The 14,683-nt window shown below is 61.5% G+C and carries 13 protein-coding genes; 4 read left to right on the top strand and 9 right to left on the bottom strand.

Annotation, left to right across the window (positions count from 1 at the left end):
- Nucleotides 1-34 precede the first annotated feature (34 nt).
- From HNP00_RS11085 to dinB, 6 genes are all read right to left on the bottom strand, one after another.
- Nucleotides 35-1,831 carry a penicillin-binding protein 2 gene (locus tag HNP00_RS11085; RefSeq protein WP_311770561.1) on the bottom strand — a complete coding sequence of 599 codons (1,797 nt, stop codon included), beginning with the start codon at nucleotides 1,829-1,831 and terminating at the stop codon, nucleotides 35-37.
- 54 nt (nucleotides 1,832-1,885) lie between these two features.
- Complete coding sequence (locus HNP00_RS11080; protein ID WP_184738978.1) at nucleotides 1,886-2,548, bottom strand: hypothetical protein; 663 nt, start codon at nucleotides 2,546-2,548, stop codon at nucleotides 1,886-1,888.
- Complete coding sequence (gene rsmH, locus HNP00_RS11075; protein ID WP_184738976.1) at nucleotides 2,545-3,543, bottom strand: 16S rRNA (cytosine(1402)-N(4))-methyltransferase RsmH; 999 nt, start codon at nucleotides 3,541-3,543, stop codon at nucleotides 2,545-2,547. Before rsmH ends, HNP00_RS11080 begins: the two co-directional genes overlap by 4 nt.
- A gap of 183 nt (nucleotides 3,544-3,726) precedes the next feature.
- Nucleotides 3,727-4,158, bottom strand: coding sequence for a division/cell wall cluster transcriptional repressor MraZ (gene mraZ / locus HNP00_RS11070; RefSeq protein WP_184738974.1), 432 nt, complete (start codon nucleotides 4,156-4,158; stop codon nucleotides 3,727-3,729).
- 369 nt (nucleotides 4,159-4,527) lie between these two features.
- Complete coding sequence (locus tag HNP00_RS11065) at nucleotides 4,528-4,890, bottom strand: DUF3040 domain-containing protein (RefSeq protein WP_184738972.1); 363 nt, start codon at nucleotides 4,888-4,890, stop codon at nucleotides 4,528-4,530.
- A 235-nt stretch (nucleotides 4,891-5,125) separates the two neighbouring features.
- The gene (dinB, locus tag HNP00_RS11060; protein ID WP_395893816.1) at nucleotides 5,126-6,382 is read right to left on the bottom strand and encodes a DNA polymerase IV; all 1,257 of its coding nucleotides are present in this window, start codon (nucleotides 6,380-6,382) and stop codon (nucleotides 5,126-5,128) included.
- A 344-nt stretch (nucleotides 6,383-6,726) separates the two neighbouring features.
- Between dinB and HNP00_RS23635 the strand changes: the two genes are divergently transcribed.
- The gene (locus HNP00_RS23635; protein WP_311770560.1) at nucleotides 6,727-7,014 is read left to right on the top strand and encodes a hypothetical protein; all 288 of its coding nucleotides are present in this window, start codon (nucleotides 6,727-6,729) and stop codon (nucleotides 7,012-7,014) included.
- Nucleotides 7,011-8,102 carry a polyprenyl synthetase family protein gene (locus HNP00_RS11050; protein WP_311770559.1) on the top strand — a complete coding sequence of 364 codons (1,092 nt, stop codon included), beginning with the start codon at nucleotides 7,011-7,013 and terminating at the stop codon, nucleotides 8,100-8,102. The genes HNP00_RS23635 and HNP00_RS11050 overlap by 4 nt, the downstream gene beginning before the upstream one ends.
- A 100-nt stretch (nucleotides 8,103-8,202) precedes the next feature.
- On the opposite strand, the gene HNP00_RS11045 is transcribed toward HNP00_RS11050, so the two are convergent.
- Nucleotides 8,203-8,556 carry an Rv2175c family DNA-binding protein gene (locus HNP00_RS11045; protein WP_028266705.1) on the bottom strand — a complete coding sequence of 118 codons (354 nt, stop codon included), beginning with the start codon at nucleotides 8,554-8,556 and terminating at the stop codon, nucleotides 8,203-8,205.
- 235 nt (nucleotides 8,557-8,791) lie between these two features.
- On the opposite strand from HNP00_RS11045, the gene HNP00_RS11040 reads away from it, so the two are divergent.
- Nucleotides 8,792-10,144 (top strand): lytic transglycosylase domain-containing protein, encoded by a 1,353-nt coding sequence (locus tag HNP00_RS11040; protein WP_184738968.1) that lies wholly within the window; start codon nucleotides 8,792-8,794, stop codon nucleotides 10,142-10,144.
- 72 nt (nucleotides 10,145-10,216) lie between these two features.
- Nucleotides 10,217-12,289, top strand: coding sequence for a Stk1 family PASTA domain-containing Ser/Thr kinase (gene pknB / locus HNP00_RS11035; protein ID WP_184738966.1), 2,073 nt, complete (start codon nucleotides 10,217-10,219; stop codon nucleotides 12,287-12,289).
- Nucleotides 12,290-12,375: 86 nt separating this feature from the next.
- Here pknB and HNP00_RS11030 read toward each other — a convergent pair whose 3' ends face one another.
- Both HNP00_RS11030 and HNP00_RS11025 read right to left on the bottom strand, forming a co-directional pair.
- Entirely contained in the window at nucleotides 12,376-13,791 is a 1,416-nt protein-coding gene (locus tag HNP00_RS11030) for a class II 3-deoxy-7-phosphoheptulonate synthase (protein ID WP_395893815.1), read from the bottom strand.
- A 66-nt stretch (nucleotides 13,792-13,857) separates the two neighbouring features.
- The gene (locus HNP00_RS11025; protein WP_184738964.1) at nucleotides 13,858-14,583 is read right to left on the bottom strand and encodes a 1-acyl-sn-glycerol-3-phosphate acyltransferase; all 726 of its coding nucleotides are present in this window, start codon (nucleotides 14,581-14,583) and stop codon (nucleotides 13,858-13,860) included.
- Between the last annotated feature and the right edge of the window lie 100 nt (nucleotides 14,584-14,683).

The following is a 14,683-nucleotide window of genomic DNA, read 5'->3' as shown; positions in this document are numbered from 1 at the left end:
CAGATGCCCAACAAGCTTACTTGGCGAAAATGACTTACTTGGCGTACTGCGGGAACTGCGCCGGAGTGCCGGTGGACGGGGGGACGTTGTAGGTGCGCAGGACCTGCCCCATGACCGAGCGGAAAATCGGTCCTTGGGTGATGCCGTAGATGTTCCCTTTCGGGCGCTGGACAACCACCTCGACGATGAACCGTGGATTTTCCATGGGCGCCATTCCAATGATGGAAGCGGTGAACCCATCGAAACCAGGCAGCCCGTCTTCACGGGGTGCCTCGGAGGTTCCTGTCTTGGCACCCACCCGGTATCCGTCGATGCCGGCGTCTTTCACTTCGCCCATGGTGACGTTGCTCTCAAGGATGTCGCGGACCTGTTGGGCCGTCTCTTTGGAAACGACTTGCCTGGGATCCTTGGCCGGAACCTTCGCCTCGACTCCATCAGCGCCCACGTACCCGTCGATGAGTCGTGGCTGCAGCATCACGCCGCCGTTGGCCACGCTTTGGTACGCCCGGACCGTCTGGAGGGTGGACTGGGAAACACCTTGGCCGAACAGCACGGTGTACTGCTGCCGGTCGTCCCATTGCTCAGGCTTTGCGAGGATGCCCGTGGCTTCGGCGGGAAGGCCAATGTCCGGAGCTTCGCCAATGCCGAACCGCTTGAGGTAGTCGTAACGCTGTTGCTTGGTCAGGCGGCTGCCGACCATCACGGTACCGGTGTTCATCGAATATCCGAGGATGCCGGCGAGGGTTCTCTGCTCGGTACCGTGCGTGAAAGCATCCGTGAACGTCTGACCGTCAATGGTTACGGCTGGCGGAATGGTGAAGGTGTCCAGCGGGTTGGACTTTCCTTCATTGATCGCGGCCGATGCGGTGATCATTTTCTCCACCGACCCGGGCTCGTAGGCGGCGGTCACTGACCGCACGCCGCGGTCCGCGGCCGCAACCTTGCCAGGGTCGTTGGGGTCCGGGGCATTGGTGTCCGCCATCGCGATGATGTTCCCGGTCTTAATGTCCTCAACAACGATCGATCCCCACTGGGCGTTGAGCTGATTGACCTGTGTCTGAATGGCCTGCTGCGCAAAGTATTGGATGTCCGTGTTCAGCGTCAGCTTGACGTCTTTGCCGTTGACGGCCGGGGTCAGGAGATCGGTTGCCACGGGGATGCGAAGACCGTCGGCCCCGATCTCGAAGACCCTCTTTCCGTCTTTCCCACGGAGGAGTTCGTCTTGAGTCTGTTCAAGTCCCGCCTGGCCCGTGGTGCCGTCCCTGAGGAATCCGATGACGCCGCCGGCAACACTCCCGTTGGGGTAGACGCGTTTGCTGATGCCTTCTGATCCGACACCCGGAATGTGCAACTGGGAGACCTGGTCTTCAACCTCGGGCTTCACTTCCTTGGCCACGATGTTGTACTTTTTCTCACCGGTCACTGCTTGCGTGACCTGGTTGACATCCATCCCCAGGGCACTGGCAAGCTCAGCTATGCCCTGGTTCCGGGAGATCTTGTCGACGCCCTGGGTCTTGGTGTTGTAGCGCGAAAACTCATTGCTGGCGGTGTTGACCGTTTGGTCCACCACAATGTTGTAGCGAATCACGCTGCTGGCGAGCACCGTCCCGTTGGCATCAAGGATCTTGCCGCGTTCAGCAGGAAGAATCGTGGATTTCAGCCGGTTGTTATACGCGGCCTCGGCCATGCCCCCGACATCCAGTCCCTGGACGAGGAACAATTTGCCCCCAACCACAAGCAGCAGCGTCAGCATGATTCCGAGGCCGATGCGCAGGCGCTTCTTCGCCGCCGGCGTTCTCTTGTTCTTCGATTTGCCGGTTTTCTGCACCACGTCGATTCCTTGCTGATTGCCTTGCTGTTTACCTGAAATCAGGTCGGCTGGACGCTACTGCCCGGGTACCTTCTGCTGTGGAGCGGGGACCGAACCACCGTGGAGATCCACAACCGGCGGCTTGGGTGCCACGGGAGCCGCGGGCGCCTCCGGCTTGGCCGGGGTGGAGTCTGCAGTTCCTGTCGGTTTGCGGTTTTCCAATGGATCCTTGGTGGTTGCAGGAGGCACGATGCTGAGCTGGCCCGCAACCGCAGGAGCAGCGATGACAGCACCGGGATTCTGTCCCTTGACTGCTGGCGTCGCCTTACCTGTGACCGTCAGGTTGTCCAGATCGATTTGGCCCGTGGCGGTGGAAGCTACCATCCCCAATTCTGCAGCCTTGGCGGCCAGATTCTGCGGAGCTTCGAAGTTCTGGACCTGCTGTGTCAGATCCTGGTTCTGCTTGTTCAGGGATGCGGCATCGTTCCTGAGCTTCACGAGGTCGTATTGAGCCGTGGACACCGAAATGTTGAGCACGAGGACTGTCAGCAGTGCTGCCGCGAGCACCCCAAAGCAAAAGACGACGAACGGAGTGCGTCGTCTTCCAGGAACGCTCTGAACGAGCGAGAGCGGCGTCCGCGCCCTGCGGGGGGCGTCGCGCTCCGGGCCGCGGACGGGCAGGGCACGCGCGGTGTTGCCCACCGTGGTGGGCAGGATCTTCGCGGCGGCGGTGCTCATGCTGTTCTCCTCGCTTTGATGCGTTCCACGGCCCGCAGTCGGGCGGATGCCGCACGCGGGTTTTCGGCGATTTCTTCGGGCGTCGGCACTTCCGTGCCCTTGGTCAAGGTCTTGAATTCCGGCTTGTGTTCCTCGAGCTCCACGGGGAAACCGAGCGGAGCTGATGACTTGGACCGTGATTGGAATACTGATTTGACGATCTTGTCTTCGAGCGAGTGGTAGGACATCACCACAACGCGTCCGCCCATGGCTGAGACCGAGAGAGCAGCCGGTACCGCCCTTTCCAGGACGTCGAGTTCCTCGTTGACTTCAATCCGCAAAGCCTGGAAAGTCCGCTTTGCAGGATGCCCTCCGGACTTTGCTGCCGATGCAGGAACCACCCCGCGAATCTGCTCCACCAGTTCTCCCGTGGTGGCAAAGGGCTTGCTGGCCCTTGCCGCAACGATGCGATTGGCGATCCTGCCGGCGAACTTCTCTTCGCCCCACTTGCGGATGATCCGCACCAGGTCTTCTTCGGAGTAGTTATTGACAACGTCAGCAGCGGTCTGGCCTCGGCTCGTGTCCATGCGCATGTCAAGGGGTGCATCGTAGGAGTACGCAAAGCCGCGTTCCCGCTCGTCCAGCTGAAGGGAAGACACACCGAGGTCCATGAGGATGCCATGGACCTCGGGGATGCCTAGCTCCGCAAGGACATCCTCAATCTCGTCATAGACAGCGTGTACCAGATCGGTGCGGGCCCCGAATGGTTGCAGGCGCGCTCCGGCCAAGGCCAAGGCCTCTTCGTCCCGGTCTATGCCAACCAGGTGCAGATCGGGGAACCGTTGCAGCATCGCTTCGGAGTGGCCGCCCATTCCCAACGTGGCGTCGATGGCCACGGGCGTTTCTCCACGGCTGCGGGCCGCCTCAAAACCAGGGGCCAACAAATTGATGCACCGGTCCTTCAGGACCGGCACATGGCGCTCCGAGGTCGGTTTTGGCGCGTCTTGCTCCTCCATGCGGCCTCCTCAGTGCTGAATTGTTCGGTGCATCTGCCGGTCAGTTGGTTGCTTCTTGGGTCGGATCCCCATCCGCGCCTATCGCAGTGTCCGCCTGACTCCGGGGAAGGTGAGTCAGGAAAACAATGTGATGGGCGGCTGGAGATCCCATCCAAGAAGCCTTGGTGCTTTCTGGCCCGGTCTCTAAATGAACCCGGGGAGGTTGTCGTCGTCGGTTTCCGAGAAGGCGGCTTCCTTCTCGGCCAGGTATTCATCCCAAGCTTGGGCATCCCAGATCTCCGCTCGGGTTCCGGCGCCGATGACCGCCAATTCCCGATCGAGACCTGCGTAGCTCCGGAGCGCCTGCGGAATCGTGACGCGCCCCTGCTTGTCAGGTACCTCGTCAGAGGCTCCGGACAGGAAAACCCGGATGTAGTCACGCGACTGCTTGGAGGAGATGGGGGCCTCCCGCATGGACTCGTGAATACGTTCGAATTCCCGCTGGCTGAAGACGTAGATGCAACGTTCCTGGCCTCTTGTGAGCACCAAGCCGTCAGCAAGTTCCTCGCGGAACTTGGCGGGAAGGATGATCCGGCCCTTTTCGTCCAGACGCGGCGAATGCGTGCCAAGAAACACTGGCCCACCGCCCCATCTGTCAAAGGTGCCCGTACCTGCCCCACGCCGCCACTACCCTCTTACTTACTCCACTTTACTCCACAAGCACCCACAGTCAACGCAATCCGGCGTGTTTCTGCCCCACTTTCGGCTGAGGATGCCTGAAAACACAGGGATTTCGTGCGTGGTGGAAAGTGGAGCGGATTCTGCGGAGGCGCGCGACGGCGGAGCCAAAGTCACGCTCACGCCCTCCTGGGATGCGGCGAACCCCGCGTTAAATGCGAAAAGACCCGAAATTCGGGTCTTTTCGCATTCAGGCCGGCGCCTGGTGGTGCAATGTGGAGGACTTGGCCTCCTGGGGAAGACAAGCCCTAAAAGGGGGTCGCCCAGCTACTCTTCGCCGCGGCGACGCTCGTCCCAGCGCTCCTCCAGGTTGCTCATGAATGAGTTCCTGGCTTTACCCGGTTTGGCACTCTTCGCCTTGCCGCCGATAGCCCTTCGCAGGGTCGCAAAGTAAACGCCGGCGCCCATGACAATGAAGCCCAACACACCAAGGAAGATGTTCTGCAACGACACACCTACCAACAACAAGAGGATCCCGGCAATAGTGCCTAGAACGCCAATAACGATGTGCCTGGTCGACCATGAACGAATGGGGTCAGAGCCCATTGAATTGGCAAACTTTGGATCGTCCTCATGCAGTTGCTTCTCGAGTTGCTCGAGGAGCTTCTGTTCGTGCTCCGAGAGGGGCATCGCGACCTCCTTTAGTCGGCCAGCGTCTGAATATTCCGCGGCCGTTGCCTCTTTTCCCTTGAACGGACGAACCCAAAAAAGGGTTCCCGAAGACCGGGTCTTGTGAACACGGTCTCACGGAACAGACACAACAGAGCAATTTATCCAGACGGTCTAAATCTGTGTATCTCTAGGATAGTTTGTTGGCCGCTGTTCTGAAAGACACTCCGAAGGCACACGAGCGGCTCTTCGGCACTTAAAGAGAGTCCTGCTCATCGACCTCAGCATGCGGTTCCAGAAGCCTGGCCGGAAGGACCGTCTTGCTGCCGAATCGCTCGGTCACACGGTCGAGCGCTTGCTCAGCTGCGCGCCAGTTGTCGTCCCTACGATCCAGGCTCAACTGAAGCGAGGCATGCTCGGCCGGTTCGAGCTGCTCGGCCCGTACACCCACAAGACGCACGCTCATGGGCCGCTCCCCCAAGGATGCCAGCAATTGGCTCGCCACCTGATAGATCAGCTGCGCGCTATCTACCGGCGTATGCATCGTCTTGCTGCGACTGATCGTCGAAAAATCGGCATAGCGCAGTTTCAGCGCGATTGTCCGCGCCAGCATGCCGGCAGTCCGTAGCCGCGAAGCGGTGCGATGGGAGAGCCTCAGCAGCTCGCGGTGCAGGAGTGCATCGTCCGGCGTGTCGACCGCGAAAGTCTCCTCGGAGCCAATGCTCTTTTCCAGGCGTGTAGGCGTGACCGGCCGGGGATCCAAACCCATGGACAATCGGTGGACGTGCTCCCCCGAAGCTCCGAGGACCTTCTTCAAGGAAGAAAGCGGTGTCGCCGCAACATCGGCCACGGTGCGGATGCCCAGCCTGGCAAGGACATCGGCAGTCTTGGACCCGACTCCCCACAAGGCGTTCACCGGAAGACTGTGCAGGTAAGCTACGGTCTGGTCCGCCTGAATGAGCAGAAGGCCGTCTGGCTTGCAGCGAGTGGAAGCGATTTTTGCGACGAACTTGTTTGCTGCGATCCCCACCGACGCAGTGATTCCGAGTTCGGAAGCGACACGGCTCCGGATCAAATGGCCGATCTGAAGAGGCGGACCTAATCTCCTGATTGCTCCACCAACATCGAGGAAAGCTTCGTCGACGCTCAGGGGCTCGACGAGATCAGTTATTGATTCAAAGACTCCCATCAACTGCCGCGAGACCGCGTAGTAGAGGCTGTGGCGGGGTTCGATGATGACCGCTTTGGGACACATGCGCATGGCGTTGGCCATGGGCATCGCCGACCTTACTCCCAAGGCGCGCGCTTCGTAGGAGGCCGACAGTACAACCGAGCGATCCACCGGGAAGCCCACAATGACGGGTTTTCCTCGGAGTTCAGGGCGGGTGCGCAGTTCCACCGAGACAAAGAAGGCATCCATGTCGACGTGGAGGATGCTGGTGCGCCTCAACTCCCGCAAAGCAGCGGGATCCGGGGTGAATCCTTGCCCGGGGTCCTCTGCATGTGGTCTCACAAGGAAATCCTATGCCGCGCTACTGGTTAAACTGGAGGCAGCATCCGGCACCCTAAGCTGGAAGCACCATCCGGCGTCGTCCCCAGGAGGAAATCCCTGTGAAGCTCTTTGGAAAGCCTCAACCCGTCAGTCTGGCCCTGTTGGCCACGGGTGTCGCGTTGACCATTTCGGCTTGCGGATCGTCTCCTGCAAGCACGGCATCCCAAGGGCCGGCGCAAACATCGTCCAGGCAGGCGGCAGTTTCGGCAAGCCCGGCGCCGAGCACCTCATCCACGGCTACGCCCGGAGCGTCTGCGACCGTTGGCGCCCTCGTTCCAGGGTTCCCGCAGCAACTTATTCCACTAATGCCCCACGCAGCCGTGGAGTCCAGCAGTTTCGACAAGAACACCTCCCCGGCTTCGGTAGCCTTGGTCGGCACCATTGCGTCGCCGGCCGACACCGTGGTGGCTTTCTACACGTCCTCGCTGACGGCACAGGGTTTCAAGGAAGTTCCCGGGAACACTGTGGGAAGTATCAAATCAAAAGACTTCCTGCGCGGGGACAATGAAACAGTAAACATCTCGGTAGTGGAAAACGCGGGCAAATCCACGTTCACCATCGGCGCCAACGTGGCCGCCGGGTCCATCAAGTGACCCCGGAAAGCCTCGGCGCGGAACAGGGCCGTTTTATTGCCGACGTCGCCGCCAAGCTCAATGGCTTCCTTGGCGCGCAGCAAGAGACCATGGCGACCATATCCTCCGATGTCACTCCCCTCATGGGCTCCATCACAAACCTTGTGACGGGCGGGAAGCGTCTCCGGGCCTTGATGTGCTATTGGGGGTGGCGAGGCGCAGGAGGTGAGTCCGCGCATCCAGACATCATCACGGCCGGCTGCGCTTTGGAACTCTTTCAAGCGGCGGCCCTGATCCACGACGACATCATCGACCGCTCTGATACCAGGCGAGGGGGTCCCAGTGTGCACAAGCGGTTCAGCCAACTCCATGAGCGCGAGGGCTGGGCGCTCGACAGCGAACGTTTCGGGCATGCGGCCGCTATTCTCACTGGCGACCTGTGCCTGTCCTTCAGTGAAGAGGCGTTCACGCAGATCGGCCCGAGGGCTGCTTCCGGGACGTCTGCGCGGCGGATCTTCAACCTGATGCGCGCCGAGGTCATGGCGGGGCAGTACCTGGACATCCTGGAGGAAGTAGCAGGTCCGGTACGGGACCGCGCGGACGCCGTCAAGCGCGCCCAGTCCATCATCCGTTTCAAGTCGGCAAAGTATTCAACAGAACACCCCCTGGCGCTTGGGGGCGCCTTGGCCGGCGCCAGCAAAGAGCTCCTGCAAGGTTATTCCGCCTTCGCGCTGCCGCTCGGTGAAGCATTCCAACTGCGCGACGACGTCTTGGGCGTGTTCGGCGACCCCGGGACCACTGGAAAGCCAGCCGGCGATGACCTGCGCGAGGGCAAACGAACCGTGCTGGTCGGCATCGCCATCAACCAAGCCGGGGCGGCCGATTCCGCCTACATCGACACCATGCTCGGCAGGCAGGACCTCGGGGAAGCGGAGGTTGCCGAGATCAGGCGGATCATCGTGGACTGCGGAGCGCTCGAAGCTACGGAGTCCATGATCGAAGAACTCAGTAACGAGGCTTTCGACGCGTTGGAACGTCTCCCCTTAGCTGAACTCCCAATCACCGCACTCCGGCAGCTGGCCGAAGCCGCCGTCAGCCGGGCAGCGTGAACTCTTGCTTAAATCCAAGCGAAAAGCAGGCTGAATATACGGCCTAATGCAGTGGTGGTGGCAGTTTCCTGCCACCACCACTGCATTAAAGGCGGGTCCCTTACCAGGCCAGCGATTGTGCCCGGCGGCGAATTTCAGTCTTGCGTCCTTCGCGCAGCGCGTCGACAGGGCGGCCACGCAGGGACTCGTCCGGAGTGAAGAGCCATGCGATGAGCTCCTCATCCGTGTACCCGGCATCGCCAAGCACTGCAATGGTGCCCTTCAGGCTGTCCACCACATGACCGTCCTGGATGAAGAGGGCGGGAATCGAACGGATGTTCCGTTCGCCCACCCTCACAGCCACAACTGCGCGCTCATCCAGAAGACCGTGGACTTTGGTGATTGAAACGTTCAGCAGCTCTGCGACATCGGGCAGCGGCAGCCAATCGGAAACGAGGCTTTCTACATTACTCACGGATCAAGATTGCCACGCCCGTGCACTTTGCGCCTAGCCAGCCCGGCGGCACGGACAGGATTTGTGGTCCTGAATTGCCCAAGAATCGAATAGCCTGCGATTTCTTGTGCGGAATCGAAAAATGTGAGAGATTCACATTGATCACATTTGCATCACTACTCACTTTAGTAACACTGGTATCACTGGCAGCAGCGGGATTCGCAAAATCTCCGCTGCTGAGATGAGGATTGCTCCCATGACGACGCCCCGCTCGCCCAAGAAGACAACGAGCACGCCCATATTTGCGGCCACCACAGCGGCCCTGCCCGCCGTCATGCTCTCTTCGCTCGCCCTCGCCCAACCGGCAACTGCGATACCGGCGGTGCAGACTCAGAGGATCCCGGCCACTCTGGCCGCGGCCATGCAGGCCCAGGCTTCGGTTGTGGCGGCGAATGTCATTCCGGCATCCGCGGTTGCCGCCACCATCCCGGCTGCCATGCAGCCCATGGCACCGGCGGTCCCGGCCACGTACACGATCGTCCGCGGCGATACCATCAGCGGCATCGCGGCCCGCTACGGGCTGAACACCAACACGGTGCTGCAGCTCAACAAGCTCTCGGCCAACACCATCATCTACCCGGGACAGCAGATCAAGCTGTCCGGTTCCGGGACTGCTGCACCAACTCCTGCACCAGCCGCACCAAGCCCCGCACCCAGTCCGTCGTCGTCTTCGTCGGCGACTTACACCGTCAAGCCCGGCGATACCTTGGGCGGCATTGCCGCCCGCAACGGCGTGGCCCTGTCAGACGTCTTCAGCTGGAACGGTCTCAACGGCCGGTCCATCATCTACCCGGGACAGAAACTCAAGGTCGGTCCCGGAACGAATGCACCAGTTCCTGCGGCGCCGGCACCTGCCCCCGCACCAGCTGCGCCGGCAGTTGCCAACACCGGCTCTTACACGATCAAGTCCGGTGACACTTTGGGCGGCATCGCGTCCCGACTCAGAGTCTCCCTTTCCTCGCTGCTCTCGGCCAACAAGCTGTCCATGAGCACCATCATTTACCCGGGCCAGAAGCTTGCCATTCCCGGCGCTCCTGCCGCGCCGTCTCCCGTCACCACCCCTCTGGTTCCGAGCACTTTCCTGGGCTACACCTATCCGCCGGCCGTCGTCAGTTCAGCCAACGCGAACAAGGCGCTGCTCAATGCTTCTCCGGTTCCCAGCACCACCCAGATGAAGGGGATCGTAGCCGACACGGCACGCCGCATGGGCGTGGACCCCTCCCTGGCTTTGGCCTTCGCCTTCCAGGAATCCGGCTTCAACCAGCGTGCGGTTTCACCCGCCAACGCCATCGGCACCATGCAGGTTATTCCCTCCTCCGGCGAATGGGCTTCCCAGCTGGTAGGACGCAAGCTCAACCTTCTTGACCCGTACGACAACGTCACCGCCGGCGTCGCGATCATTCGGGCGCTGGTGAACACGAGCAAGGACGTCAACACGGCCATCGCAGGTTACTACCAGGGCCAGTACTCAGTGAGCAAGTACGGCATGTACGACGACACCAAGGCCTACGTCGCCGCAATCCTGGCTCACAAGAAGAACTTCAGCTGAACCACACCGCAAACACGGGCCCGGATCGCATGCCGATTCGGGCCCGTGTTTTTGCTCAACTAGGATCGTAGGGTGCAGGAACAAGTTTCGGACCATCTCCTTGGATCCCTAGTGGACGGGCGCTACTTCGTCCGATCGCGCCTCGCAGGCGGCGGCATGTCCACCGTCTACCTTGCCACGGACGAGCGACTCGACCGCGACGTGGCGCTCAAAGTGCTGCACCCGCATCTGGCCAACGACCAAAACTTCCTTGACCGCCTTCAGCGCGAGGCACGGGCGGCCGCCAGCCTGTCCCACCCGCATGTCGTCGGAGTTCTCGACCAGGGACAGGACGGCCACATTGCATACATCGTCATGGAGTACATCAAGGGGCACACACTCCGCGATGTCCTCAACGAAAAGACTGCGCTTCCGCCCCGATTGGCCTTTGCACTGATAGACCCCGTCATCGAAGGACTCGCTGCCGCCCACGCAGCGGGGCTGATACACCGCGACGTCAAGCCGGAGAACGTGCTGATCGCCGACGACGGCCGCATCAAGGTAGGCGATTTCGGCTTGGCCCGGGCGGTGACGGCGACCACGAGCACTGGCGCCCTGATCGGCACGGTTGCCTATTTGGCTCCCGAACTGGTCCTAGGCAAGCCCGCCGACGCGCGGAGCGACATCTATTCTGTCGGCATCATGCTTTACGAGATGCTTACCGGCGAGCAACCCTATTCCGGCGACGTCCCCATCCAGGTTGCTTACCAGCACGTCAACGCGAGGGTCGTGCCGCCGTCGCTCGCTGTTCCCGGACTCTCCGCGGACGTCGACGAACTCGTCCAATGGTGCACGGCAAAGGAACCTGAAGAGCGTCCTGTGGACGGTTCTGCGCTCTTGTCGGAACTGCGGCATATCCGGACAACCCTGAGCGACGCGCAACTGGACATCAGCCCACCGGCCGCGAAGGCGCGTGCCGCAGCGGCGGAAAGCGGACAAGAGGCCGGGGCAACAGCAGTGGTCACCCCTTTCCACGCCGAGCGCACCGAAACGTTGGAAAGGATCGGCCGCCCGACGGAGATTATCTCAAGCCAACGCAATCCGACCACTGTGCTGCCGCCGTCGGGCTCCTCCCCCGGCGCGACGGGTCAAGCCATATTGCCCTCGGAGAGGACTGTCCCGGCGAGTAAGCGCGACATCAAAAGAATGGCGCGCCAGGAAGAAAAGGACCGCGCCCGTGCGGCGGCCACGCCTTCGCGCTCTTTGCGGGAAGGCAATCCGCGCCGCCGGGCGGTGATCTGGACAGTTGTCGTGATTGTCCTGGCAATCCTCGCCACGGCCGCCGGCTGGTTCTTCGGCATGGGGCCCGGCTCGCCCGGAACCATTCCGGACACCAGGAACAAGACGGTTGCTGAGGCCCAGCAACTGCTGAGAACCGCTGGCTTCCAATCTGAGCCGAAAGACGTGTTCGACGACGAAGTCTCGGCAGGGTTGGCGGTTGGAACGGAACCCGCGTCTGGCCAGGTGGTCCGGAAGTTCCAAGCCGTGTCGCTCTTCGTTTCGAAGGGTCCACAGTTGTTTCCGCTCCCCGCGATGGCTGGCCTGACACTGGACCAGGCCAAGAATGCCCTCGGCACGGCCGGGATGGCGCTCGGCAAGGTGACTGAGCAGTATGACGACAAAGTACCTTCAGGCTCGGTGATCTCGCAGTCCCCGGCCCAGGACACTACAGTCCGCCACGGCACCCCGGTGGCATTGGTGGTTTCCAAGGGACCGCAGCCCCTGCCCGTACCCGATGTCCGCGGCATGACCCAGCAAGCTGCGGTCAAAGCGATCAGCGACGCCGGATTGGTGGCGAAAATTGCGCCTGAACCTATCAATGACAAGAAAGTTCCTGCTGGGGCCGTTGTCAGCCAGACCCCTGCGAGTGGCACCTTGATCCGCGGCGACTCCGTCACGTTGACCCTGTCCAAGGGGCCGAAAATGGTGCACGTTCCCAACTTCATCGGCAAGCAGGCGGACGCTGCCCGCAAAGCCTTGGAGCAGTTCGGATTCGACGTCAAGATCAACAACATCCTGGGTGGCTTCTTCGGCACTGTCCGTGACCAGAACCCCGTGGACAGCGATGCCCCGGAGGGCTCCGTCATCACCTTGACCGTGGTGTAGGCCGCACAAAACAAGAGGGGCGGTCCGGAATGTTCCGGATCGCCCCTCTTGTGTCTTATTCGCCGTCCGTTCGCTGGAGGGCTGATCTATCGCTTTGTGAGCGCCCCGGCTACGAGGAATGCCATCTCAAGGGACTGCATGTGGTTCAGGCGGGGATCGCACACGGATTCATAGCGGTCCAGGAAAGCGTCCTGGTCAATGGGATCGGCACCGCCAAGGCACTCCGCGACATCGTCGCCGGTCATTTCCATGTGCAAACCACCCGGTACTGTGCCCAGGGCATGGTGAACCTCGAAGAACCCGCGGACTTCGTCCACGACGTCGTCGAAGTTACGGGTCTTGTACCCGTTGGGCGAGGTGACCGTGTTCCCGTGCATGGGGTCCGTGACCCAGAGAACCTGGGCGCCGGAGGCTGTGACCTTCTCGACGACGGCGGGCAGCTTCTCGCGGACGTTCTTGGAACCCATCCGGGTGATGAAGGTGAGGCGGCCCGGCTCCCGGTTTGGATCCAGCTTGTCGATAAGCCGCAGCGCGTCGTCCCCAGTGGTTCCGGGACCTAGCTTGACGCCGATGGGATTGCGGACGCGGGACAAGAAGTCCACGTGCGCATGATCGAGCTCACGCGTACGCTCGCCGATCCAGAGGAAGTGCCCGGAGGTATCGTACGGAAGCCCGGTGCGGGAATCGATGCGCGTGAGGGCGCGCTCGTAGTCCAAGAGCAAAGCCTCGTGGCTCGCGAAGAACTCCACGCGCTTGAGGGCTTCGAAGTCGGCGCCACAGGAATCCATGAACTTGATGGCGCGATCGATATCCCTGGCCAAGGACTCGTAGCGGGCGTGGGCAGGGTTCTCAGTGAAGCCCTTGTTCCAGAGGTGCACCAGGCGAAGATCCGCAAAGCCGCCTTGCGTGAAGGCGCGGATGAGGTTCAGCGTGGAAGCCGAGGTGTGGTAGGCCTTCAGCATGCGGCTGGCGTCGTGGGCGCGGGACTCCGGGGTGAAGTCGTAGCCATTGACGATGTCGCCACGGTACGCCGGCAACGTCACGCCGTCGCGGGTTTCCTCGTTCGACGATCGCGGCTTGGCGAATTGGCCAGCCATGCGACCCATTTTGATGACGGGCATAGCCGCACCATAGGTGAGGACAACGGCCATCTGCAGGATGGTGCGGACGCGGGCGCTGATCTTGTCAGCTGTGGCGTCCTCGAAAGTCTCGGCGCAGTCGCCGCCTTGAAGCAGGAAAGCCTTGCCCTGGGCTGCAGCGGCCAAGCGCTCACGCAGCACGTCCACTTCGCCGGCGAAAACCAGCGGTGGAAGCACGGAGAGTTCTTTGACGGAAGCGTCGAAGACGCCCCTGTCGGACCAGGTGGGTTGCTGCGAGATCGGCAGCTGCCGCCAGTCGTCCAAGCCGGGATAGTTCGCCGCGCCACTTTGCGCGGTGCTGGTCAAATGGCTGCCCAGCGGGCTGGTCACGGGCGGTGCGGGTTTCGCGGATAGCTCAGTCACTCTCCAAGACTAGTTGCCTTGCCCGTTGTTCGGGGCACGGCTTCCGTAACCGTTATTCGCCGGCCGTCACACTTTTCCAGATGATTCGCTACCGCTCTCCGGGTCTGGAAGCTGCCCGGCCAGTCTCTGCTTGACGACGGCGGCGTATTCGTCCACGTATTCCTGTCCCGAGAGCCGCATGAGTTCGTACATGATTTCATCGGTCACGGCGCGTTGAACGGTGCGGTCTTCCTCTTGGCCGTAGTACTGGCTGAAGTCCAGTGGCTGGCCGAAAATGATCCCGATGCGGCGGATGTTGGGCAAACGCTTGCCGATGGGCTGGACCTTTTCGGTACCGATCATGGCAACGGGAACAACGCGGACCCGGGTTTGGAGGGCAAGTTTGGCCACTCCCACTTTGCCCCGGTACAGCTTGGCATCCGGACTACGGGTGCCTTCGGGGTAAATGCCCAGCAGGCCACCACCAGCCAGTACGTCCTTGCCTGCCTGCAAGGACAGCTCGGATGCGGCCCCGCCCGAACGGTCCATGGGCAACTGGTTCGTGAGCCGGAAGAACATCGCCGTGAGCCTGCCTTTGAGCCCCGTGCCCGTGAAGTACTCAGACTTGGCAAGGAAGATGACAGGCCGGGGAACCATCAGCGGCATGAAGATTGAGTCGGAAAAGGACAAATGGTTGGAAGCGAGAATCGCGGCACCATCGTGGGGAACGTTATCGAGGCCCTTGACCCAGGGGCGGAACAGCAATTTGAGAACCGGACCCAAGAAGATCCGCTTCATGACCCAATAGAACACTTTGGTTCCTCTCCGGGGCGGCGTCTGCGAGTCGTCCGGAGGGTCCCGGCCGGCACTCAGAAGCCACCCTACTCCAGTGAGAAATGTCCCGAACAGTGAC

Origin of the sequence: Arthrobacter sp. AZCC_0090 (assembly GCF_014207375.1) — a bacterium.
Lineage (GTDB): Bacteria > Actinomycetota > Actinomycetes > Actinomycetales > Micrococcaceae > Arthrobacter.
This window is presented reverse-complemented; position numbering and strand designations above follow the sequence as displayed.

What these genes read in the sequence shown, in the direction of transcription:
- HNP00_RS11080 (WP_184738978.1), bottom strand. Translation starts at nt 2,548, where the DNA reads ATGAGCACCGCCGCCGCGAAGATCCTGCCCACCACGGTGGGCAACACC.
- rsmH (WP_184738976.1), bottom strand. Translation starts at nt 3,543, where the DNA reads ATGGAGGAGCAAGACGCGCCAAAACCGACCTCGGAGCGCCATGTGCCG.
- HNP00_RS11065 (WP_184738972.1), bottom strand. Translation starts at nt 4,890, where the DNA reads ATGCCCCTCTCGGAGCACGAACAGAAGCTCCTCGAGCAACTCGAGAAG.
- HNP00_RS23635 (WP_311770560.1), top strand. Translation starts at nt 6,727, where the DNA reads ATGCCCCACGCAGCCGTGGAGTCCAGCAGTTTCGACAAGAACACCTCC.
- HNP00_RS11040 (WP_184738968.1), top strand. Translation starts at nt 8,792, where the DNA reads ATGACGACGCCCCGCTCGCCCAAGAAGACAACGAGCACGCCCATATTT.